General features: G+C 54.2%; 18 protein-coding genes. 5 read left to right on the top strand and 13 right to left on the bottom strand.

Annotated features, from left to right (window positions below; translation table 11 throughout):
- Positions 1-4: 4 nt before the first annotated feature.
- Complete coding sequence (locus RCH93_RS14445) at positions 5-244, top strand: hypothetical protein (protein ID WP_306549121.1); 240 nt, start codon at positions 5-7, stop codon at positions 242-244.
- Positions 245-549: 305 nt separating this feature from the next.
- Here the strand turns inward: RCH93_RS14445 and RCH93_RS14450 are convergent, their stop codons facing one another.
- Genes RCH93_RS14450 through RCH93_RS14475 form a run of 6 tightly spaced genes read right to left on the bottom strand, consistent with a single transcriptional unit; the run spans position 550 to position 12,308 of the window.
- Positions 550-759, bottom strand: coding sequence for a hypothetical protein (locus tag RCH93_RS14450; protein WP_306549122.1), 210 nt, complete (start codon positions 757-759; stop codon positions 550-552).
- Positions 756-2,213 carry a BREX system Lon protease-like protein BrxL gene (brxL, locus tag RCH93_RS14455; protein WP_306549123.1) on the bottom strand — a complete coding sequence of 486 codons (1,458 nt, stop codon included), beginning with the start codon at positions 2,211-2,213 and terminating at the stop codon, positions 756-758. The genes RCH93_RS14450 and brxL overlap by 4 nt, the downstream gene beginning before the upstream one ends.
- A gap of 21 nt (positions 2,214-2,234) precedes the next feature.
- Complete coding sequence (gene pglZ, locus RCH93_RS14460) at positions 2,235-4,346, bottom strand: BREX-4 system phosphatase PglZ (RefSeq protein WP_306549124.1); 2,112 nt, start codon at positions 4,344-4,346, stop codon at positions 2,235-2,237.
- Between the two features lie 4 nt (positions 4,347-4,350).
- On the bottom strand, positions 4,351-8,520 hold the full coding sequence (locus tag RCH93_RS14465) for a hypothetical protein (protein WP_306549125.1): 4,170 nt from the start codon (positions 8,518-8,520) through the stop codon (positions 4,351-4,353).
- A gap of 16 nt (positions 8,521-8,536) precedes the next feature.
- Positions 8,537-10,894, bottom strand: coding sequence for a phosphoadenosine phosphosulfate reductase family protein (locus tag RCH93_RS14470; protein ID WP_306549126.1), 2,358 nt, complete (start codon positions 10,892-10,894; stop codon positions 8,537-8,539).
- Entirely contained in the window at positions 10,887-12,308 is a 1,422-nt protein-coding gene (locus tag RCH93_RS14475; protein WP_306549127.1) for a hypothetical protein, read from the bottom strand. The genes RCH93_RS14470 and RCH93_RS14475 overlap by 8 nt, the downstream gene beginning before the upstream one ends.
- Before the next feature lie 370 nt (positions 12,309-12,678).
- Between RCH93_RS14475 and RCH93_RS14480 the strand changes: the two genes are divergently transcribed.
- The 3 genes from RCH93_RS14480 (at position 12,679) to RCH93_RS14490 (ending at position 15,207) form a co-directional block, all read left to right on the top strand.
- Positions 12,679-13,281, top strand: coding sequence for a type IV toxin-antitoxin system AbiEi family antitoxin domain-containing protein (locus RCH93_RS14480; protein ID WP_306549128.1), 603 nt, complete (start codon positions 12,679-12,681; stop codon positions 13,279-13,281).
- A gap of 157 nt (positions 13,282-13,438) precedes the next feature.
- Positions 13,439-14,143, top strand: coding sequence for a DUF6088 family protein (locus RCH93_RS14485; RefSeq protein ID WP_306549129.1), 705 nt, complete (start codon positions 13,439-13,441; stop codon positions 14,141-14,143).
- A 14-nt stretch (positions 14,144-14,157) separates the two neighbouring features.
- Positions 14,158-15,207: a nucleotidyl transferase AbiEii/AbiGii toxin family protein gene (locus RCH93_RS14490; protein WP_306549130.1), complete on the top strand. Its 1,050-nt coding sequence runs from the start codon at positions 14,158-14,160 to the stop codon at positions 15,205-15,207.
- Between the two features lie 98 nt (positions 15,208-15,305).
- Here the strand turns inward: RCH93_RS14490 and RCH93_RS14495 are convergent, their stop codons facing one another.
- Entirely contained in the window at positions 15,306-15,935 is a 630-nt protein-coding gene (locus RCH93_RS14495) for a lytic transglycosylase domain-containing protein (RefSeq protein ID WP_306549157.1), read from the bottom strand.
- Positions 15,936-16,059: 124 nt separating this feature from the next.
- On the opposite strand from RCH93_RS14495, the gene RCH93_RS14500 reads away from it, so the two are divergent.
- Complete coding sequence (locus tag RCH93_RS14500) at positions 16,060-16,326, top strand: hypothetical protein (protein WP_306549131.1); 267 nt, start codon at positions 16,060-16,062, stop codon at positions 16,324-16,326.
- Positions 16,327-16,359: 33 nt separating this feature from the next.
- Here the strand turns inward: RCH93_RS14500 and RCH93_RS14505 are convergent, their stop codons facing one another.
- The 6 genes from RCH93_RS14505 to RCH93_RS14530 are packed head-to-tail and all read right to left on the bottom strand — an operon-like array spanning position 16,360 to position 23,336.
- Positions 16,360-19,446, bottom strand: coding sequence for a conjugal transfer protein TraG N-terminal domain-containing protein (locus RCH93_RS14505; RefSeq protein WP_306549132.1), 3,087 nt, complete (start codon positions 19,444-19,446; stop codon positions 16,360-16,362).
- Between the two features lie 14 nt (positions 19,447-19,460).
- Positions 19,461-20,894 carry a conjugal transfer protein TraH gene (locus RCH93_RS14510; RefSeq protein ID WP_306549133.1) on the bottom strand — a complete coding sequence of 478 codons (1,434 nt, stop codon included), beginning with the start codon at positions 20,892-20,894 and terminating at the stop codon, positions 19,461-19,463.
- Positions 20,891-21,844 carry a conjugal transfer protein TraF gene (locus RCH93_RS14515; RefSeq protein WP_306549134.1) on the bottom strand — a complete coding sequence of 318 codons (954 nt, stop codon included), beginning with the start codon at positions 21,842-21,844 and terminating at the stop codon, positions 20,891-20,893. Before RCH93_RS14515 ends, RCH93_RS14510 begins: the two co-directional genes overlap by 4 nt.
- On the bottom strand, positions 21,804-22,331 hold the full coding sequence (locus RCH93_RS14520) for a S26 family signal peptidase (RefSeq protein ID WP_306549135.1): 528 nt from the start codon (positions 22,329-22,331) through the stop codon (positions 21,804-21,806). Before RCH93_RS14520 ends, RCH93_RS14515 begins: the two co-directional genes overlap by 41 nt.
- A complete protein-coding gene (locus tag RCH93_RS14525; RefSeq protein WP_306549136.1) occupies positions 22,300-22,602 on the bottom strand; it encodes a hypothetical protein in 303 nt (100 codons plus the stop codon). The genes RCH93_RS14520 and RCH93_RS14525 overlap by 32 nt, the downstream gene beginning before the upstream one ends.
- Positions 22,603-22,625: 23 nt before the next feature.
- Entirely contained in the window at positions 22,626-23,336 is a 711-nt protein-coding gene (locus RCH93_RS14530) for a TrbC family F-type conjugative pilus assembly protein (RefSeq protein WP_306549137.1), read from the bottom strand.
- Positions 23,337-23,355 lie beyond the last annotated feature (19 nt).

Raw genomic sequence — 23,355 nt, forward strand, 5'->3', positions numbered from 1 at the left:
GCAGATGACGAACATGAGAAGGTATAAAATCCCGGTTGTTTTTGAGTTCGCTGGAGAATTCAGTATCGAAGCGCCTTCACTCGCAGCAGCAAGACAGCATGCGCTGCAACATTGCGGACTCACCATCGGCACGGTGCATTCGACCTTGCCAGCCGATCAGGTTGACTGGATTTTTTCCTGCCATCCAACCAAAAAGGTCGGGAAAGGGTGCCGCTGTGAAGAGCCGGAAACCGACCAAGAATAATTTGAAGAAACGAAGAAACCCCAGCAACGCCAACGGCTGCTCCGACCATAACGGTTGGGCAGCCGTTTTTTTTAAGCCGGTTTAACGGGTCAAGAAAGCCAAGAAACTGGCCTTCGGCTAAAAAAGAAAAAACGGCGTGTTGAAAAAAACGAAGAAACAGTTTGTTTTTGAAAAAATACAAGGAGAAATATAGGCTTGCCCCCCGCGGCATAAAGCGTGGCTGGCTATATACCATCGCTCCTAAAACCGTTGTTAGAAGTGGCTCTCAATGACTGTCTTCAATTTCATCATGGAACAAGCCCTGTTCACCCGAATAATGCACAGCCTTGTCGCTTAAATTCTTCAATCATCTCTTTTAGTTCCTCTTCCGTCGTCTCGAAATACTCTGCCATACACGTCAGGCACATCATCCGTTCGACCTGCGGATGGATGAGCTTTTTGTTAAGTCCGATGTCATCTTTGAAAAGCTTCTCTTTGCCGCAATAAGCACAATTGACTTGTTTTCTTCCGCTCATTGAGGCACATCGCGTAGCGTGTATGCGGCTAGGTTCTTCCCTCCGTATTCAAGCGGGTCTATCTTCTGTAATTGCTGCCGGATCACCGTGCGCATCTGCACAGCAGGACGCAGACAGTATCGCTTAAACTCACCTTTGTCGATTTTGTCCGGCTCTGTGACGTGCGGAAACAATAGTTTAAGGTAGCCAGTACACAACCGTAATACTGCTTCCGTGTCGCGGGTGTCAGCCTCACGAGGATAGTCCACCAACTTTGTGACTACATGCCGGTAAATCATTGTTTCCGCTGGCTGCCGCAACAGATGCATGATTTCGGAAAAATACTCTGTGTTCAGCGCCCAACCGTTGATTTTCAGATTCTCACTCATGCGAGGGATGTCGCGCCCTCTGATAAAACCGTGGAACCGGTCCAGTAATGCCGACTCGTGAAACACTTCCGGCAGCCTCTGGAACATGTCTTTGCTTTCATCCATATCTGATTGCAGGATGTTCCCAAGCAGGATGACACCGGCCCCGCCGACTATTCGGCTCTTGCCGACTGTTATCTCCCCACTTTCCATGTAGGCTTTCAGCCCACCCTGCATCTCACTTGGGTCGGGAAACTTGATCGATTGGATTTCGTCCAGCGCTACAAAGTCATTCGAAGCGATCAGACCAGGGCTCTTTCCATTGATGTCGCCGAACATTTTCGTCCGCGTCAGTGTCCCCCCGCTGACCAGCCATCCGTATTTCCCTACCTGTCCGAACAGATACGACTTGCCTGTGCCCTTGGGTGCCAGCTCCACCAAATTCAGGCGCGGTTCGATGAAAGGCAACAGGCGCGTCAGAATAGTGTGTTTTTGTACCCAATCTTCATAACCTGCCGGGTTGTAATCAATCGCCCCCAGCACAACGTCGATCCACTCCTCAGTATTAAACTGACTGCGTGCCTCTCTATAGGCTTCCAGATCTATCGTGTACGGACAAAAATTCTTGTACTCCAAGAGCGTGAAACATCCTCGAGGATTTTCACTGTCCGGGCTGCGATATCCCAGTTGTACCAGCCCCCAGCCCCCAGCCGTTCTAACGACATCGTCTTTGATCCGGTCCCAAACATAATCCTCGATCAGCGTTTCTGCATGCCCCAACCCCAATTCCGGAATCGCAAACGTGTACTCGTCAGACCGGGAGCTGAATTGGATTTCAATCTTGGCCAGAAACTTCTTCGTGCGCCCCTCACTTCGTGCGACAGTCTGCAAATCCAGAAGATCTTCCCGTCGGGGGATGATTTCGTAAATATATTTACGCAATGCCTCAGCATCGTGGATTCTACCGTCCGACTCCGCTTTGCGCTTCAGAATCCAGTCCCGCATAAATGACGGAATCGACGCTGCCTTGAAGATTGCCACAATATTCGGGTCTTTGAAGACCGTCGTGTCCGGGAATGCCGCCCGCAATTTTTCTGTATCGACCATAGTTAATTGTCCATGTTGAAGCTATAAATCGAAATCGTCTTTCTCAACAATCTGCGCCGATTTGCCGCCGGTCCTTGTCTTCGGTACAAACTGCCCCGACCGTGAGAAAATCACCACCGGAACCAATCTCTCCTCCAACGTCGCTCCGCTGTGTTGCTCGAAGCTCTGTCCACCGCCTTTCTTAGGCAGCCGATTATACCCGCGTACTACCCAATGCCTGCCGTCCAACGTTTCCTCAAGTTCCTGCGGGCAGTCGCCTAGCGTCGCCCGCTCACGGTAGCGCCAATCGGCGACTTCCGCGCCCGCCTCACAGGCAAGCGTTTGCGCCAACTTTGGTTCTGCCTGCCACGCCAACACCGCTAGTCGCGAACTCCCGTGGTCTGCTGTGACAAGCACTCGCTCAAACCGTGCCAACCCCTCTGCCACGCGGGGCAAAACCTGGCTACCAATCACATCCAGCGCCGCAGCCAGATTCTCCTCCGCGCGCCTCGTCTCGTGTGCCTCCGCGCCGTTGTGTGCGATGTTGTCGAAGCGCTTGATGTCCGGCAACCGCCGCGCGGCATCTGGCCAATGAATGTTGTTGAATTTTGTCGATGTTGGCAAATGTGCCTCGCCGACCGCAATCGAATCAAAGCCCATATTCCTTTGCCTCGCTAGCTCCACCAACATTGGCAGCCACTCCGCGCCCATCGCGTCCACCACTAACAATGCGCATCCGTTGTCTGATGCATACCGTTGCACCATTGCGTCGCGCGATTGCAACGAACTAGGAGGAGCCGCCAGCCGCGCTTTCTCGTAAAACTTTGACGTTATACGGACAGCCATTTTCAGTTCACGGTATTCCTTAAAATACTCTTCTAGCTCCACATCGCCGAAAACTAAATCCGCGTTCAGATACATTGCCGCTTCTGGATACACGACTTTAATAGCGTTTGAAACAATGCCATCTTTAGCGCAGCGCCGTAGTAATTCCGCCCGCTCTGCATCCGTCCCGCAATTCAACCACGGTGCAACGCGCGACGTGGATTCATCCAAGCAGAGCGCAATGAACTGCTGGATGCTCGCATCGGAGATTGTAACTACCGCTTCCTGTATAGCATCCCTGCGCTCGGAAGCATACGCCTCCGATTCATCTAGCCATTCCACCGCGCCTGTAACGTAAGCAGAGCGGAAGTTGCCTACATGAACCTCCTCTTGCATTGCGACACACTCAAGGTAACTTCCCTTCGTTGCGATCTGTTTAACTAGCCACAGTACCGCCTCGCGTTCTGCATTCTTGCGGGCATCAAACACTCGCAAGACGCGCTTTGCGACTCCATCTTCTGGAAAAAACCGTGATTTGAGCGTATCTGACAGCGTTATACTCGCACCTTCTTTCCCCCGCTCGCACATCCACCGCAAAGCATCTTCTGACAATCCCGCATCTTCCACGTCGTAAAACACGCAAGCAAAATCCCGCAAACACACCACTTGCCGCACATCGGCGCTGAGCCCCGGCAATTCCTGGCCTTCCGAGGCTACAACAATCCGCCGGATAGAGCTGTCGTTTGGGTGTTCCTCGGTATATCGCAAATACTTCTGAAATGAGTCGCACGCATCCGGGATGAAAGATGCCAAGTCGTCACCGACCAGCATTACCTCCGTACGCCCTGCGAGTTTTTCGGCTTCTTCGGGAGCGATTGTCAAAATTTTAATCAGTTGCTTCCCCTGGCGGTAGCGCGGATTGGCGAAAACTTCCTTGAGTATTAATCCGGTACCGTCATCGCTCCGCAAAAAGCAGACCGCTTCCCGCCCTGCTGCACTATCGACCCATTCGCGCAAAGCGAAAATCGCAGCCCGTTTATTCTCGTCGGTCAACAACGCAAGATAGCCGGGCACTCCCAGCAATACTACAGCGTTACCGCTCACCTCCTGTGACTTCATCACATCACGAATCCGCTTGAAAACTTCGTCAGGCATCGGCAGCCACGCGCCTTCCTTCACAAGATCGCTCAAACGTAACTCAACGTTGCCGCGTTCTTGGCAAAACCGACGTAACGCCGTCCAGCTTTCCCCCGGAGGCACGGTTACCACCCGAGCTTTCGCTTCCGCTAGGGGATTCCTGATGTATTCGCAATACTCGTTCAGTGTCATGGTATTATCCCAGCACCGAAAGCCCTGCTTCAGGGATTCTATCAACCAACTTTAAGAGCAGTACCTTCGCCTCGGCATCGGAAAGCATATTCACCTTTTCCGCAGCAGTCTTCCGCGCATGAGTGTCATATCTCTGCTTTACAAACGCCTCGACTGATTCGTGAAGCCCTCCGCTTGTCAGCCACCGGTCCGGTGCGGCACCAAATTTTCTGCATAACCACTCGCTCAGTTCTCCGACCTTGAACCCGATTTTTTGATAACGAGCGGGCAGCACCCGTTTGAGGAATTCTTCACCCGCCGTGGCCACATCCACAAATGCACCCTCTTTTTTAAGTTGGTCATGTACAAACTGTAAGCGTTCCGCCGATACACCTCCCGGATTCGCGACCGCATCAACAAGGCTCTTTGCGTCGTCCACCGCCAAAACGCATTCAGCGGGCAACGCGTGTTTGCGGCTCCATTCGACAGGCGACTCCGTACCTGTGCGTTCGCTCCACAGTGCAACCACTAGCTTGGAAACCATCGTTCGGCTGTATTCCTCGATCTTGCCGCGCCCTTGTGCCTTAAAACTCTGCTCATTGGTTTTCGCCGAATCCGTCGAGAAGGCATTGTAAAGCTCGCGGCGTTCCGCGACCGCCGTCGGCCAGATATCTCCGAAGATTTCCCGCATCGCATCCAGTTGCCGCGTTTGAGCCGCATCGAAGAACAACTCGCGGATAACCTCGCCCTGCAGTTCCAGAAGCTCTTCAAAGGCTTTTACATCCTCGCCTGAGAGCGAATCTCTGCTGATCAGTTCAAAGAAGCGCTGCAAGGCCGGTTGCATTTTCACCCAGAACTCCGTCGGCACCTTGTTTTCGCTCAGCACCGCGTTGCGCAAGCGGTTCAGCGCGTTCTCGAAGCTCATGTATCCCGATGAGCCAGCTAGCCCACGGACATGCTCGGCGCAGAGCGTCTGTCGGTAAACCTCTTCCAGTACGGCCTCGGCGTCGCCGCGTTTCCACAACCAGCCGCTCGTCGCCGCGAAACGATTTTTGACCGCTCCGCAATAGATGTGCGATAAACTGCCCATGCGTTCCGCCGCCGCTTTCAACTCCGGCTTGGCGTTATCGACATACTGCTGGAATGCCTCCTCAAACACCACTGGTGTCATATAATTGGCCATCGCCTCCGCCAGCCCCGTTGTTGCTAGAAGAATCTCACCTATTTCCTTCACCTTGTTTACGCGAGTTTCGGTGTCTCCTTTGGAACTGATGCTATTCGCTGCGCACAATGCATCTATTACTTTGCTCATCATCTCCGCGTTCGCATCGTATTGAGCACGGATATACTCAGGTAGCACCCACAGCGGGACGCGCTGCGAAATCTCTTCCAGACGTGCCACGACTGCGTTCAACGCCGCCTCCACCGTTCCGTCAGCAAGTGCGCTGCTCCCGAAAATCACGCTGCCTTGTTCGATGAACGCCTTTTCCTCTTTCGACAGACGACAGATCAGTTTCTCGTTCTTGATGGAGTTAGCGCCGTCGTCTTTGACCACAGCCTCAATAATTTCCGCCAACGTCGCAGCATCCAGCACCTTGCTTGTCACGCCATCCGTCCATTGCAGTTTGCGCTGTCCGGTCAACCATGTTTTCAGCACAAAACCCAGGACGAATGCCGAATGCGGCACTCCCAGCAGTCCGAACGGCGGTCGCTGCAGGTCGATGTAGAGTTTGCGTATAGAGCAGGTATTGCCCGCGCCTACCGTGCTGTCCTGCCGTTTCTTGCAGAATTCCCGTAATTGTGTCAGCGGATGGTTCGGATTCGCGTCGAACCATGTATTCTCGGCTGTGACGCCCTTCTTCTGCCACGTCAGCACCACTGCTTTCTGTGGACCGTAGATTTTTGGATTGTTGACAACAAACCTATCGAAATCAATGCCCGCCAGTGCCCAACTCGTCAAGCTGTTCGGCAAGCCAAATGCGTTGATATTGAAGCCACTCAAATCGTCCGTATATGCAGCGAACGACTGTTTCGCATAGGTGGTGAGCCAGTCCTTTTTCAATTGCCCCCAAGTCACTTCCTCGGAGAACGGTTCCCCCTTTGGATTGGGTTTGTATACTATGAGCTTGGCAGCACTCGTTACTTTGGATTGCCACGCTGCTTTGACGTTGCTTACATGCGTCTCGAACACCTTTTTGCTCGCGCTGTCGTTTGACAAAGCGAGACGGGCGCTGTTTTCCGTGAAATCTTCCCATGCCTTCGCGTTGTCGCGACAGAAGCTGACTTCCGGCATCGTCACGAACAGCATCCGGTGGTCTTCGAACTGTTTCGCCAATTCCTTTGCTTTGTCAGGAATGCGCAATTGTTCCTGCTCGTCCCGAGCTAGAATGAACTGCAAAAGCACTCGGTTCCCTGTCGCGCTAAAAGACTCACGTCTCGTGATGCTTGACGCAGAAAGACCGCCGACACCCGCCACGCGCGTATCAATACGGCCGCCGTAGTTGATACCTTTCAATAGTTTAACCAGCTCTGCTTCGGTTTCTTTCAGCACGAGATCGCCAAACTTGCCTTCCAACGCGGCTTTTTTTTCCTCGATCTCTTTCGTGTCCGAGCGGTCATGGAAACGTTCGCAACGCCCGTTCACAATAGCGAAACAATGCTTTTGCTCCAGATTGCGTAGGATCGCATCCACGCCCTGCAAAGCGCCGTCCCCTTCGAAACTGCGCTGGATATTTTCTAGCGTTGTACTCAATAGCAGGTGCCCCGCTCCCTGCAACTGCTCGATCAAGCCGAACAACAGCACAGCCTTGAAGACGCGCTGCTCGTCCGGCTGCAAATCCTTTTTGCGTCTCGCATACTCCGCCCGCGCTTCCTGCACGACTTGCCCACTCCCCAGATCGTCCCGTTCTACGAAATACTGCCACAGGTGATCCACCGTCAGAAACTGATGACCGGGAACTTCCAGCCCGCCTATTTCAATAAACGTCCTGAAATCCTCGCCGTTCAGGAACTCAAACATACTTCGCTGGTTTGATCCGATCGCCACCGACAGATGTTTCAGCAGGAACGCCGCCATCGGATGTAGTGGCAGAATACCCTTAAAATCAGCCGCATCGATGCCCGCCTTGTTGACAACCATGTAGCTTTCGGCCACGCCGTTCACACTGTGCCACAGTTCGTCGCGCTCTTTCCTCCACTCTTCTGTCTTATCCGGTTTGACAACGAAGGCGTCTGCCGCCAGTTTCAGCGCGGTCTCGTTTGGTAGGTCAAGTTGCTTGAACGTGAACCGGTTGTTCGCCTTCTTCGCACTCTCGGAACCAGCCGCGACATAGGCTGATATAGCCGTATGTGTCACCGGCACGAAATAGAACCGACCTTGTTGCGCGGCCTCCGCCAATTGTTCCAAAGTCTTTAATTGCGAACGGTTATGATCCACGAATGCCGAAAACTCGTCCCAGATATAGACCAGCTTGGAAAGGCCGTTTGCTTTCAGAGATGCGTCCACCCACTCCAGAAACTCTTCAGCGCTCAAACTCAGATAAATATGACGCGCCTCAAGCACCCGCATTGCGTCGCTCACCAGCCCGGCCTCCAGATTCGTATCCCGCAGTCTTTTCTCCAGAGCATCTGCTGTGTTGATGCCCACGTTCAGGTGCGGGAGCTGAGCCTGCATCTTGTCGCGCTTTGCAAAGAAATGCTGTTCATCCTGCCGGATGCGTTCGATGACTCCGTCCAGCTTACCTTTCAGCGGGATCGTGTGTCCACCCGCTTCCAAGGCTTTTGCGATTCCGCGCTGCAAGCGCATCAGAAACTGGTTTTTTGCGTCCACACCGTCCGCGTTCACGTCATAAACGACGAGAGTCTTTTCGCTGCGCCGTTCCAACACACCTTTTCGCAAGGGGGCCGGTATCTGCGCCTTGCGCAAATCCAACCATTGATGGACGCGTGTATCATCATCTGTGAACAGTTTTTGCAGCACCAGCGACGCATGGCTCTTGCCAGTGCCGTAGGCTCCCGTGATCCAGAGCGACTTTTTTCCGCCGTTCAGGCTCTTAAGCAACTCTCGCAGAATCTCCACGAACGAATCATGTGGATAGAAGCCCAGCCATGTCTCCGGCGACTTGTTTATATCCGCCAAAGTCATGCACGGTGCGTAATCCGGTCTGATCCCGAAATAGTCTTTGTAGAATGCCATGTCACCCCCCTGCAGGCTACTTCTGAGAAATCAATTCAACTACGTCATCCCGAGTCTTCGTTTCAGGGAACAACCGAACCTCATCCAGCCCCAGCGTGAAGCTGCACGCGATTAAGTCAGGATACATCGTCGCCAGCCCCATGCACTGCTTCTTGAACTCTTCCGGCGGGATACCGAACGCCGACAGCGGTGACACAGCCTCCCCGTCGAACTCCGCCGCCATCATCTGCCGCACTGTGAACGCACCACGCCCAGCCTTCTCCGTCATCACATAAAGCCCGTAAAGAACTACCAGCGGATCTATCGCATGCGAATGCCGCGTGAGTTTTTCAACGACTCTGCCTTTCATTTTAGTTTCAATCAACGCCCTATCTCCTTCACAAAGCGGAGAAGCCTTGATCAGTTGGCAAAGAGACGACAACGCACCCTTCCTCACCGATGCCGATCCAACGGATTGCGCGAGCATTTCATCAATCTGCTTCATCGCATATCCGGTTTCAAAATCCGTATTGCAGACATACCATTTAACAAGTGGGGAAGTATTTGCCAGACGGGCCCACAACAACTGCCAAAACAGCAGGTCGCTGAAACCGCGCCTCTTGCCTACTCCCAAAAGTGGCGTTGTTGTTATATTCGTTGAATCTTCAATCAATCCCGCTTCACGGAACCATGTCACGGCAGATGGAACCATCCGGTTGCCCAGCGTAGTTGTCTGACGGAAATTCGCGGCCTCGTTTGCCAAAATTTCAATCCATTCCGGTTTCAATCCAAAACTTATGTACTTATTGATACCGCTGATGTTCATTGTCGTTGCTCCTGCGTATCGTTTTGAGTAATACCGCCAACAGCCATCGCTGGGCGCATAGCACCTCATGCAATGGACGCACGTTGCTTCATCAATTGAAACTTTCACACTGCCGCTACGGGTGTCTTTCTCAAACCGCAACGCGCCTGCTGGACATTCCGCCTCGCAAGCATCACATCCCGTGCAAGCAATAGCCTTGTGAACGGCGTATGCTAGCCACTTGAAAACTGCCTTGTCGGGTTTTCCGTTTGTCCAGACACATTGAAGCAAACCTCTCTGACCGTCCTCAAGAAACGACAACTCAGCGCCTTCGATTTTCCTAATCGCTTTAAGCCATTCCCTCAATGCCGGTTTTGCTTCGAGTGGGAATTCACAAATCACGCGATCTCTCTTGCGTTCCACGCCGGGTGTCGCAATAACCTGCTTTAAGGACACGCCGCTTTTTCGCGCATACCAACCGCCTTCGTAAACGAACGCATCTGCGTCCTCCTCAGAAGAAAACTCACGGTCAATCGTATCGCGCACCGCGTCAGCAAACGGCGCGACCGCCTCAGGATAATTCATTTGTATCAGATCATTTTGACGGTCGTTTGACATCGGACACATCAGGCAGCCGACACGAGCCAGCCCTTTTCGGTAGGCTTCGTTCAGAACGAGATCATGCTCAAAAATGTAAAGCCACAGTTCATGCGAGGACCAAGCTAGAATCGGCATGGCATTCACCTGCGACTTGCTTTTCAAACCATCCCCGATATCAGCGTATCCTGAACGCCGTTGACTCTCCTCGCCTCGCACCCCGACAAATGCCATCGTTTTGATGGAGCTTTTCCCGAGCCTTTTCTTGAGTGCTAAGATTGCGGGAGTGCTCTTGTGGACGGAACAGCACCAACGCAACGCTTGCGAAGGAGGACCAAAGAGTCGCCAGGTTTCCAATGCGGGAATCTTGGCAGAGACCTTCAAAAACGGGCGGCCTTTGTAGCGACTTTGGATTTCTTCCCAGACGCTGTAGGTATCCGGGAGTTCCATATCCGTATCGCTGAAAACAACCGGCACGTCCAACGGTAGGACCTTGTGGCAAAGGTCGAGCAGCACCACCGAGTCCTTACCGCCGCTGAAGCCGATATAGACCGCATCGCATTTTCCCGCGTAGGCGTCGTACATTTCCTTAATACGCTTGAGTGTATCCGCCACCAGTGCGATCATGATGCCACGGTTCTTTGCCACCATCGCTTCGACATCAACCGGAACCAGCTTCTCTTTTCTTCGTGTTTCCGCACCTTCCTGAGAGCCATCGTACACGCACAACGAACCCTTCCATTCGATGTCCAGCGGCTTGCCGTAGTCTGTCTTATTGAATTTCGCGATTTCTTCGCCGCGATATAGATATACGTTCTGCTTCGCCCAGAGGAGGGGACGCCGCTCTTTCGGATCGAATGCCAACCGTGCTTCTAACCCAGTGTGCGCCAGTTCCTCCGCGAAGACCGGACGGATTTCGCTTGCCACGAATTTCCCTGTCTGCGTCGTCAGATGGTACCCGCGCGTACGCCCGTCCCACTCGTAGCTATACATTCGAGCAGAACTCCGGCATGATGCCGTTCAGTTGGCAAACTTTGAAATATAAGCGGTAGTTCGAAATCATGTTTTTCATTGTGGACACAGCATATCCCGATTCCCTTGCAATCTGTTCCACTCTTTCTCCTTTTTCGACGCGTGCCGCCCACTCCGAGACACGCGGATTAGTGCCAGCACTTCTGAACGCCCGCCAAGTTGCTGGCGATAACGACCGCCCATCCAAGCCGATGATTCCGTTTCCTGTCTCCTGTGCTTCAGCGGGCATCGGTAGCTTTTCTGCGAGAGATTCGTCCTGTTTGTCCTCCCGTTCCAATCGCAACCGTCGATCCCACAATATTTCGCCTTCGTAGCTAAAACACACAAAACCGTTTGCAGCAGATCCGCTTAACAAATGCGTCGCCAACGCCGAAATAGCCCATGCCTTGCCCCCGTATTCCACTTGATTGGAGTTATCCAGTACGGTGCAAGTGATATGACAGTCCTTTGTAAAGACCAGTTTTGCGCCAATCGGCAAACCCAGGTTGCTGAAGCGCGTGTTCGGACTACGCACACGCTTGCCCGACACGGACCAGTCGTTTGCTTTTGCGCGGGGTTTCTTCGTATTCGGAAAAACATTGTTCCTGCCCTGATAGTATTTCGCGCAGACGCGAATGAAAACCACGTTATCCGTCAGGGCGTATTCCTCGCGGAAACGAATACGGTAGAGCAAATTCAACGCGAATTCCAGATTTGCAACAGACACTCTCTCTTCCAGCGCAACCAGCGTATCGGCAATGGTTGTCAGTTTTCCCGAAAAATCCTCCGGCAGGTGGATCGCCTCCGTACTGCACCAGCAAGGCACCCCCCCGACTTCCGTCGCATGGACTTCCAACAGGAATTGCGCGCGGATGCTCTCCAACGCTTCAGCGGTCAGGTGCGGCATAGCTTGTTTGATTTCATGAAAGGTCAACGTGCCTTCCGCCTCTTCAAGCAATCCGGCAATCCTTTCCGAGATTGCCGCCAGACTTTCATCTAGGTTGGACTGCGGTGGAAAACAGAAATAGCGTCCCTTTCCCCATGCTGATACCGTGAATCCTAAGTGTCGTAGAAAGGCAGCGCAAACTTCCGGTGCGCCAATACGGGGGAGGACGCCACAAAAATCTTCACTCAACCGTTCGACAGATAAGCAACCGTGCTCCATTAGCCATTCTATCGCCTGCCCTTCGAGCTTTAAATGAGAGTCATCGTCGGAAATCATCTCACGGGAAAACCACAGGCCGCTTTCCAGCTGGAACATCGCGGCTTTTAACTCCCCGATCTGCCAATTTTCAAAAGGTATTTTTTGCCTCAATAGCCGTACCGCCATTGGATCAAACGATACGCCATTGGGGTACTCACGCGCCAATGCTGATAAGAGCTCAGCAGTCGTCATGCCACTCTCCATTCTATGATCATCAAGCATGGCTGCCGACCATGTAAATCAACAATGCCATCTTCTAATTCCATGACGATTGAAATCATGCAAAAATGCTATTTCTCATGCTTATTTTGATCCTGCAGCAATCTATGTCTACCTGTTGCTCTATATTCGGACCATCGCTATCAATTTATTGATAGCAAAGATTATTTTTACCGTGTTGCCTTTTTGTCTTGGCCAAAGAGGTCTTCTCTATTTTTCTTGAATTTGCCGACAAACGTTATAATATGTCGTCATATTTTTATAAATGCCTACATATTAAAACATTTATAAGGTTGCTGCATGATGAAAAATCGCATTTAGCGATATCTAAAGAGGAGGATAGGTGCAAGGTAAATCTCAAAAAATTCTACAGCTCCTCAAGACTAGAACGGTTTTGCGGCCTGTTGATCTTGACGAATTGGGAATTCCACGGATTACCCTGCTGCGACTCTACCAAAGGGGCTTGGTGAAAAAAGTGGCACGTGGGCTGTATCGGCTGCCTGACGCCCAGGTTTCCGAGCATCATTCCCTGGCGGAAGCAATCAAAATGGTACCGAAAGGAGTTATCTGTCTGTTTTCCGCTCTGCGGTTCCACAATCTCACCACACAGGCGCCCCATGAGATTTGGATGGCGATTGACCGCAAAACACGTTTGCCGGTGAACAAGACTTTGCCGATTCGCTTCGTTCGTTTTTCCGGCCCCGCACTGATTGAAGGAATCAATAGCCACATCATCGATGGAATCCCGGTGGCAATATACCAACCAGCGAAAACGGTGGCTGATTGCTTCAAATATCGCAACAAGATTGGCCTGGATGTGGCCCTTGAAGCGTTGAAAGATTGCTTGAGAAACGGTCGATGCGAGGCTGATACTCTTTGGCGGTTTGCCAAGGCCTGCCGGGTGAGCAATGTGATGCGTCCTTATCTGGAGGCAATGAACGCCTGATGGCTCAACGAGAGAAACAACGGCTGACAGTCGTCTAGCGATTAGCGGAAAGGGTATGGAATAATCGAGAGTCCGAAATTAAGCTACAATTTTCGGACAAGGAAACCTTGGCATTTGTCCGAAAAGGATGTACAAATATCGGACAAAGGAGATCTCCATGTCCGACCTCAAATCAAGTATCTTGGCACAGATCGACGCAGCCGGACCCGGGTATGTCTGGGTGCCGGCCGACTTCGCGCAGCTTGGCAACCGCAACGTCATCGACAAAACCCTGCAGCGCATGGTGCTGGCGGGTGAGTTGCGCCGTATAGATAGGGGCCTCTATGATCGGCCCAAGCTCAACAGCTTGACCAAGCGGCCCACCAGTCCCGACTACCGCGCCGTGGTGGAGGCCATCGCTCGCAGGGATCAACTCCGCTTGCTGGTAGACGGCATGACCGCAGCCAACGATCTTGGGCTGACCGATGCCGTACCGGCTCGCGTCATTCTCCATACCGATGCCCGTCGCCGCTCCATTCAACTCGACAACCTGAGCATCGAGTTCAAGCAGACGGCGCCCAGTCGCCTCTTCTGGGCAGGGCGTCCCGCCATGCGTGTCGTGCAGGCCCTCCATTGGTTGAAAGACACGCTCATTTCTGATCGCGCCCGTATCCTCAGCCGATTGACCAACGTGCTGACAGATCCAACCCACGGCTCTGCAATCCGCCAGGACCTGCTCGATGGTTTCAACATGCTGCCGTCGTGGATGCAAAACGTGATTCGAGAACTACCTGGCTGCGCCCCTCAAGCCGCAGTGACCAAGCCACCGCAAGCCTATCGTGGGGTGAAGCGTCCGACGGTTGATCGTCGTACGGCTAAATAAGTGGAGACCAACCATTGAATCCAGACTTCCAAGCCGTCATCGCTGCCAGTGACGCCGAGCGGCGTGACTTGTTTCTCAGCACTGCTGCCCGACTCGGTACCGCAGTCCAGAATATCGAAAAGGACTTTTGGGTTTGCTGGACCCTGGATGCACTGTTCAACGGGTTGGCAGCCGGCGGTCCCCGCCTGCTGTTCAAGGGCGGCACCTCGCTCTCCAAAGCCTTCGGTTTGATCTCCCGTTTTTCCGAAGACATCGACATCACGGTGTTTCGCGACGACCTGGGTCAGAAGGCCGATGTCGCCGAACTGGATGCCCTAAGCGGCAAGAAGCGCCGCGCACGCCTCGACGCCATTCGCATGGCTTGTCAAAGGTACATTGCGGGGCCGTTATTCGAACAGTTCAACCAACTTGCCGCATCAATCATCCCAACTGCGCGATATCGTCTGGAGATCGACCCTGAAGACAAAGACGGCCAGACACTCCTCTTTTGGTACCCTGCCGTCACGGCTTCTGTCGGCGATTATATCCGTTCCGCCGTCAAAATCGAATCCGGCGCAAAGTCAGCGCTCGACCCACACATCGCAACCACGATCCACCCTTATGTTGCAGAGGATGTATCCGGCCTGAATCTACAGGTGGCAAACATCACCACCGTCAAGCCTGAGCGAACCTTCTGGGACAAGGTCATCATCCTTCATGGTCTGCGGCAGTGGCATGATCGTCGCAACCAATTGCGGCATGGCGGACAACGCGTTTCACGTCATTACTATGACGTGCATCAACTGATCCAAGCGGCAGCGGCGACCGAATGGCTGGCCGACCACACTCTGGCAATTGACTGCGCTCATCACGCGCGGTTGTTCTTCGGCAGTGCGGATTTGGGTCTCGACACGGCTGCACACGGAACCTTTACGCTGGCTCCCAGTCCGGCAATGCGGGATGCGCTTGGCAAAGATTACACCGCGATGTCGGGGATGATTTTCGGCGAGATCCCGTCGCTCGACTCGGTGCTCGCCAGTATCGAGCGTTTCGAGCAGATCGTCAACAGTTCGGCAGGAGCATGAATACGGAAGGATCGTTCAGCAGGAACAGAAGAAGGCGGTTTATGAGCGGTGTACATTAACGTCCTTCATCCCGTTGAGCATGAAGGGTGTTTTGCGGTTCACCAGATGGTTCGGTAGGACTGATAATTATCCAGAACCTTGGCAACGTAGGTCCTGGTTTCGGGGAAATTTGGGATCGCGTTTTTGACATTGCCTGGGCCAGCATTGTACGCCGCCAGACTTAATTCCACATCCCCTTCATAGCTGTCGAGCAGGAAACGCAGATATTTGGCACCGCCGGTAATATTGTCTTGAGGGTCAAAAGGATCGGCGACTTGGAGATCCCTGGCAGTTGCCGGCATGAGTTGCATTAACCCCTGGGCGCCCTTGGGCGACACGGCGGTGGGGTCAAAATTCGATTCAGCTTTGATGATTGCCTTGATCAGCAAGGGATCAACCCCGTGTTCGTTGGCGGCTGCTTGGATGAATGCGTTGATTGTTTGAGAGGTTGGATCTTTTGTTGATCGTGCTATCCGTCGGTTGATTGCAATCTTCTTGTTCGTTCGACTGCTCTTGCCCCGCATATAATGGAGGTTCCCTTGAACATCCATGTAGGCCGCAACGGTTGCCTCAGCGGTGGACGATAGAGTGCAACTCAACGCGAGGAAGAACAGAAAACCGGCCAGGATTGGAAACAATGCAAAAGGCTCTCGTTCTTCTTGAACCACCTCAATCCTCGTATCTGTCACTTGCAAGGTTATTTCCTATGGTTTGACTTTTTTCGGAAACATGATAAGGGTTAACCTGAAACGTATTCTCTCATCCACAAGCCGGAACTGATCATCCTGCAAACCAGCACACCGGAGAACAACCATGCCTGATGAGACCAATTGGACTACCATCTGCCCCCACTGCGGGTATGAGTCCGAAGACAGTGCGATGTGCCAATCTTGTGGCCGATTGATGGATGAGTCGGTGCCGGTGCGGCCTTTTTCCGCAAGCGGGTTGATGGCAAAAATCGTGAACTCTTGGCAGCCTTGTAAAGACATGGAAGAATTGTCACATATCAAGGAAGAACCGGAGTTTTGCCCCAGTTGGCGCATGTACCAGGGGAATATTTACCATTGGGATGATAAATAATTTTTTCTGGCATACTCCACATCCCGTATCGACCTATTTTCTTTTATGAATTTCCACCACAGTTCCGGGTTTGCCTTCACCCGGAGCTAATTTATTTTCAGGTGGCGCCTGAAAGTACCCTTCAGAAGTCGGTCGGTTTCCCTGACTATCCACCACCCCTTTGAACACTTTGCCGATCCCCTCAGTGGCCATCCCTTTGGCATCGGTTCGGATTCGACCTTGCCCCGATTCCTCGTGCCGATTGACACTCCGCAGGTTATCAGCACCGGTTATGGTTCGCGTCCCGTCCGGTTTCTGTAACGGGAGGGGACTTTCGGGAGGCTGAAGACTCCCCTCGGTGATTCCAGCGGCGTTGGAACGAACTGATACAGCCGCTTGATCGACAAAGCCTTTCATCAACCCTTGGTCATGGATCCGATTCCGGGTGTTGTGGATGGTTCCTTGCACCTCTGATTGGGTACTGCCCCAGCCGTATCCGTGCCCGCTGACAAAGCCACTGACAATGTCACGCATATTATTGACCCCGGCTGCACCGTGTTGCGTGACATAGCTGTTGAAATCGCTAATGGTTTTTCGGATCGTCTCCGGATTTTCCTCACCATAGCGCTCTCGGGCGTAATTCTTCACCAGGGCCGTGGTCAGGTCTGTACCATAGGACTCCTGTGATCTGCTGATTGACCGAGCTTCGTCAATGATGGAATAGGCCTCTGTGGCACCGATGCGTTTGGCCACGTTGGCTAGGTAATCAAATCCACGAGCATTGTTGAATGTTTGCGCGACAGCTTCAGATCGGACTTTAGCCTCGTCCCTGGAAAAGGCTTTGGCCGTGTCTTCGGAAATGTTAAAGCTCACTCGTTCTCCATCACCACCCACGACTGATAATTGGCCATTTGCGCCCAAGCTGGCGCCGGTTATCCTACCTCCTGCGCCTAACATGCCTTGCAGTTGAGTCCTTTGTATTTCATCCAGTGAGTGGATGAAACTCGACTGATCATTAAATGCCCGTTTCCAACTGTTACTGAGAGAGTTGTTGAGCGTGTCGGAGAAACTTCTGTTCTCCCCGCCGGACAGACTGTCCCTCTGCACCTGCTGCCAGAACATCCCCCAGTTGCTGTCACTGCCCAGGGTCTTGGCGGCGCCCGACACCTTCTGTTGCACTGCCATGGCCCCAACCTTGACCGGGTCAAGGCCATGAACCGAGGCCTGGGTGGTCGTGCTGCTGCCATCATTACTCACGGCATAGGAGGCCTTGCCGGTGGCGAGGATGTCCTCCTGGATGCCCGTGCCACCTGGGCCAAGGGTGACGACGCTGGAAGAACCGTCCGGGTTGACCGATTCAGACCGCATCCGGGTCGCGGCTCCGTCAGGGCCGGTGGAGATTGAGACCGGTCCGGTGGTGGTGCCGACACTCTGGTTGGCCGAGGCCATCATGGCGGCAAACTCGCCTTGCGATGTCATGGGCGGAATCTGCTCCGACTGCTGCAGACTTCTGCGGGCATTCATGGCGGCGGCATGGCCACCTACCGATTTGTGCAGACCCCAAGACTCAGCGGCGGCCAGGTTGGCAAAGCGATGCTCGGCCATCCCATCCAACAGGCCGGCTGCCTTGGCTTGCTGACTCATGGCGGTAGAAAGCCCGCTCGGGGTGAGCAAGGCGCCGGCATGACTGCCGGCACCTTGGACCATGCCGCTCAGATTGCCGGCGAGCATGGCCAAGGCATGGCCGCCGAAGCGAATCAGCATCATCGAGAAGAGGCTGGCGAGCATGATGCCGGCGGAGCGGATGACGCCGAACATGGCCAGCATCTTGGTGGCAACCGAAGGCAGGGCTGCCATGGCATAGACGCCGAGGTTTGATTGCCGGACCTCTTCGAAGTTGCGGGCGGCATAGTCCATGGCCGCGCCATGGATCACCGCATCGGTCACGCCCCAGGTGGAGAGGAAGACAAAAAACCCGAGCATCACCGAGGATGCCTTGCCGACAAACGGAGTGGGCAGAAAGAGGACCAGAAACGGAATCACACCGATGGCAATGGCGGTCATCACCGCCCGGATGATCGGGATCCATTCGTTCATAGTCAGGCCGATGCCCAAACCGGAAGTGGTTATCTTGCGGTCGCTCTCCATCAGCATGGAGGTCTCGACATCATCCTGGAAATAGAAGTTGTAGAGGATCTCGGCAATCTGCCGCTGCTGGATGATCCGCTCCGGGGTCACTGCTGTGCCGGTGGTGAAGTTGAGGGTGTTTGAAATTTGATTGCGGCAAGTGGCCAGCTCGGTGGCGCTGCTGGGATCGTAATAACTCTTGCTGCACACCTTGCGGATCGACTCGGTATAGTTGGCGGCGGTGGCATAGATAGGCTGGAGGTTGTTCCAGGCCTGGGTGCAGCTCATGGTGGTGCCAGCCGGACTCGCGGCATCGTAGTAGACAGTGAACACGGAAGGATTCACCGCCTGGGCCAGATTGACCAAAAAATCGGTGCTGGTATTGCGCAGATCATCCAGGGACAGGGTGGTACCAGGCCGCATCAGCTCGAAGGTGACGCAGTCCTTGACGTAGCGGATCATGGAGGTGCGGGCATAGTTGTCCTTGGGCGAAGAGCCCATGACCGATTCCAGGGTTTTGAAACCAATGCCACCGGCGGTCTGGGTATAGGCGGCATCCGGAGCCGCCGAGGTATCGATGATGTCGACTAACCCGCGTTCGATCAGGTTGAGGGTGCCGGCGGTGAAGACGATGGCATCCGGGATTCCTCCCACTGTCTGGAACCGGTTGAGAACCGGGTCATAGACAGTAATGTTGCCTTTGGGGACGAAGACAGCCAGATAGACGATGGCCCCAAACACCACCGGCACGGTCCAGGTGAGCGGGATGATCCGGGCCCCGGTGGTAGCCCTGGCGATCCAGGCCGCTGCCCCGGCCATGATGCCGATGACCGTCATCACAAAGATGAGGCCCTGATAACTGGCATCACTGAAGATCAGGGCAATGCGGTTGAAGGCCTGAACGATGGGATTGAAGCCACCGTAGGTGTAATACTCCATATCCAAGGCCAGGGCCTGCTCTGCCGAGAGAATAATGGCTATCAAGGCCAGAGGGAACAAGCCCCACTTCGTCATGTTTTTCCTGTTCATCACAACTGCATCCTCGCGGCCAGGTCCTTGCCGTAGCGCCGGGTGATCTCGGCAGCCATCTGCACCTCCATCCGCTGCATGTGGTTGAGATAGGCGACCGTGGTATTCATTTCGTTGGCGGCCGCGACATAGCTGGTCTTGGCTGCCTCTTTCAAGGTGCGAATCCGGGCCAGCATGGCGGTGATACTCTGGTCGGCATGTTCGGCAAAGAGCACAACGGCACACTTCTCCGGCCCCTGGCCGGTGGAGGGACCGGCTTTCTTCTCCAAAACCTCCTTGGCCTTGGCGGCAATCGATTCACCTCGGAGATAGAGATCGGAGAGCATCTGCAGGCTGTAGGCCTTGGCGGTGATGTCCGCCAGGCCGGGGATGATCGTGGCTCTGGTGCTGGTGCCGACTGCGGTCTTGAGGATCGGCAGGGTGGCGAGCGGGTTGGATTCGAGAAAGGTCTGCTCACCGGTGGTGAGCGTACCCTTGGTTTCCACCTTGTCGGCAATGCTGTTCAGGGTGGTGCTGATATGGGCAACCAGATCCCGGTTGGCATCGCTGATCTGGCTACAGGCGCCGGTTGTACTCTTGATGTAGACCGCACCTTCGGTGAAGGCCTTGATGTCATCCGGATTGTTCTGTGGGCAAGGGGGAATGGCAGAGATGCGGTAGGTATTGGCAGGGCCTTCCAACTGCACGTCCCCCACCAGTCCTCGGATCAGATCGATATGGCTGGCGGGGATGCTCATCTTTGATCCGACATTGGCGAGCAGCGAGCCACCGGCAAGAAAGATGTTGGTCATGTCGGCATTGCAGCCGCTGGTCACATCCGCCACATCAGCCGACTGGGGCTGATTGTTGTTGGCCCGATCCTGCTTGGTGAGGATATCCCACATCTCGGCGGTGCCGCTGACCAGTTTGTTCTCCTTGATGGCGGTGCCGAGCTTCTCCCGCATCACCTCGGAAGAGTGAAAACCGTTTTCATTGGCCACGATCCCCACCAGCTCCTTGGAGGCGGAACATTCATCCAACTGCATGGAGTTGAGCTTGTCGGCCAGGGCCTCGAAGTTCTTGATGGTATTGGAGCACTGCTCGCAAAGCGTCTTCAGGGCCAGGTCAAAGGCTACCGCCGGGGCGCCCGCCAGGATGGCCTGGAGCTTGTTGACCAGGTAATCGGTGTTCATGAAGCTGAAGCCGCCCATGAACACATCGATGCCGCCGCATCCGCTCTTGATCCGGGGCGCCTCCACGGTGACCGGATATTCTGCGGTGCTGTGCCAGCGGCCGGAGAAACTGCCGCCGGAGTAGTAGCCGCGCTGCTGGCCGCTGAAGTAGTTGGGAGTGCTGCCGGCATGCTGCACCAGCCAGTCGTCGACCCAACCGGCCTGTGCCGCCTGGGTGGAGAGGGTCACCGCAACAATGGCGGAAAGGAATGCTGTTCTCATGGTGATGGCCTCATGGATGACTGGTTGATTGGGCCGTTAGATTGCCAGGGTGTCTGGATCTTCAGGATTGAGGTCGGGTCCAGGGAACTGCCTTTCTGGAATTCGTAGGTGGTGAACGACTCCATGGAGGTGTCCCCCCGCATGGAGCGAATTGCCTGGTAGAGATTGCGCTCGATCTCCGGGAGCGTAGCCACGCCGGTGGCAATAGGCATCGAGGCCTCCCGGTCCTGCCTGATCAGCAACAAGGTCGGCATGGTGGTGATGTTGAAACGCAGGGCCAGGTTGGGTTGACGTTCCATGTCCACCGGCTTGACCTGCCAGCCGTACTTGTCGACGAAGTAGGCCAGGATCTGCGCCTGCTTCTCGCAGAAACCACATCCGGCTGCGACAAAGAACAGCAGGGCATGATCTGCCCTGGCCTCGCGGATGGTCCCGGCAATCTCCTCCTGCTGCATCTGTACCCTGGCGACCGCTCCAGGGCTTGAGGTGGGGTAGACCTGGCTGATGTTGAACAGGTCTGAACGTTTCCGGGTGACGTACTGCGTGGCATTGGCGTAGGCCAGGGCCTTACGCCGGGCAATGTCCTGGATGGAGAGGTATTCCAGGATGTTCTGCTCGGTCGGGTATTGGACCGCCTTCTTTTGTAGGCCATTCAGCAACTGCTGAAAATCATCCGGATGCATGTTCCACAGGGTTTCCGTGGAATACTGGGCCAAGGACACCTCACGAGATAGAGGGGAGGCCTTGGACTCAGTTACCGGCATCTCCCGCTCCTCTTCGACCGCTGGAGCCGGATCCTCATACCAGAACCAGCCGTGCTTGCTCTCCTGGTAAAAGCTGGCGGTTGCCGAGGGTGCGGAAGTCCCGCACCAAACCGGCGTGGCCAGCAATGTCAGGCATAACCCAAGGCTACCAAAGCGGTAGGGCCTGATGGCTGATCTCGTGAACATCAATGAACCCATAATATTTACTGTCATAACTGCGAGGATGGGTGCCGACCATGAACAACTTGTCAGCTGGAACCGGCCCGTTGAAGGAAAACAGGGGCAAAGGCCGGCCCTTGCTGTCCGCTTCCAATGCCTGCCCCAGCAGCCGGCCATTGCAGAAAAAGTGATTTGCTGCATCCAAAGTCATTTCTTCACCCGGCAGGCAACCCACCTTCTTGATCATCTGATCATGATCGGCACGGAGCCCCAGCTGCACCTGCGAGAGATCCCGGTGACGAAAAACCAGGTAATCGCCCAACTCCACCTTGGCGGGTGTAGGCAGCAGAAAAAAGAGCCGATGATCGAGTGAACCACTGGTGGCCACGGTCACTCGGCCGGGCAACCAGGCACCGGCAAGGATGAAGGCGAGAAAGACGATTGCTACAGCCTGTTCCCGTAGGTTCAACCGCCACCATGGTCTACTTGAGCTTGATTTCAGTATCCGGGTCATGATGCAGCACCACATCCTTGAGGATGATCAGTTGGTGAGAAGGTTGTTCTCTGAATACCTGCTCAAGAGTGTCGAGATTTCGTTTCCACTGGTCCTCGGTGATGGTCCCGGCAGCGAGCAAGGTCTTTTGTTCCAGCAGGTAGCCTTTCAGGTCCGCCACCTTCACCTTGGGGACCAGGAACCGGTCGTAGGCAAAGAGCAGCCCAAGAACGATGACCAGGACAATGCCGATTACCTCCAGGTAACCTGGGGGAGCGACAGTGTTTGCCATTTGGTGTTCTTCCATTTGTTCGTTCACTGACCACCTCGCAATCGGGCACTGATGTTGTCCAAAGTGGGATTGTTCGCCGCCTTGCCGATCTTTTCCAGCAGGTAGGCCAACTCCTCCTCCCCCTGGATCGACCAGGAGTCCTGGCCGTTGTCATAGACCAAGGCCGGCGCCTCGGTGATGTTGTACCTTGCAAACAACTCCGGGTTGACCTTGAGCGGGACTGCCAGCCGCTGACATGGCGCTTCGGTGGTATCCCGACAACCCGGATCAGCCTGCATCACACGGCTGATGTAGTCGGCATTGACTCGCTTGCCTTCCAATCCTTGCGGCAGACCAAACAGGACCGGCACAATCCGTTGTTCGCCAGTTCGGCTGACATCAATCAAATACCGATTCATCATCGGCTCGGGCATGGAACTGGAAAGGAAGAGGTAAACTGACTCCTGGACAGCAAGAACCCCGTCCTTATTTATCGTCTTCACCTGTTCCTGCTTTGGATTACCGCCCTGTATCCTTTCCATCTCGCAACGCAATTTCTCTTGGAATCCAGGTGATTGGAATTTTTCCATTGTCTTCCGGGCTGCCTCCTGTCCTTCCAGGGCGTGGCTATTCTCAGGCACAGTAATTGTCTCGTGGAGCTTCCCAGCCTGTTCAAGCACCTTCTCCACTTTTTCCCTATTGCCCTGCTGCTCATCTGCTTTGACGATGGAGCTGGAAAAAATGAGCGAAGCCATTAACGCAATAGCCTGTGTT

It is taken from the genome of Desulfobulbus sp. (assembly GCF_030824455.1).
GTDB lineage: Bacteria > Desulfobacterota > Desulfobulbia > Desulfobulbales > Desulfobulbaceae > Desulfobulbus.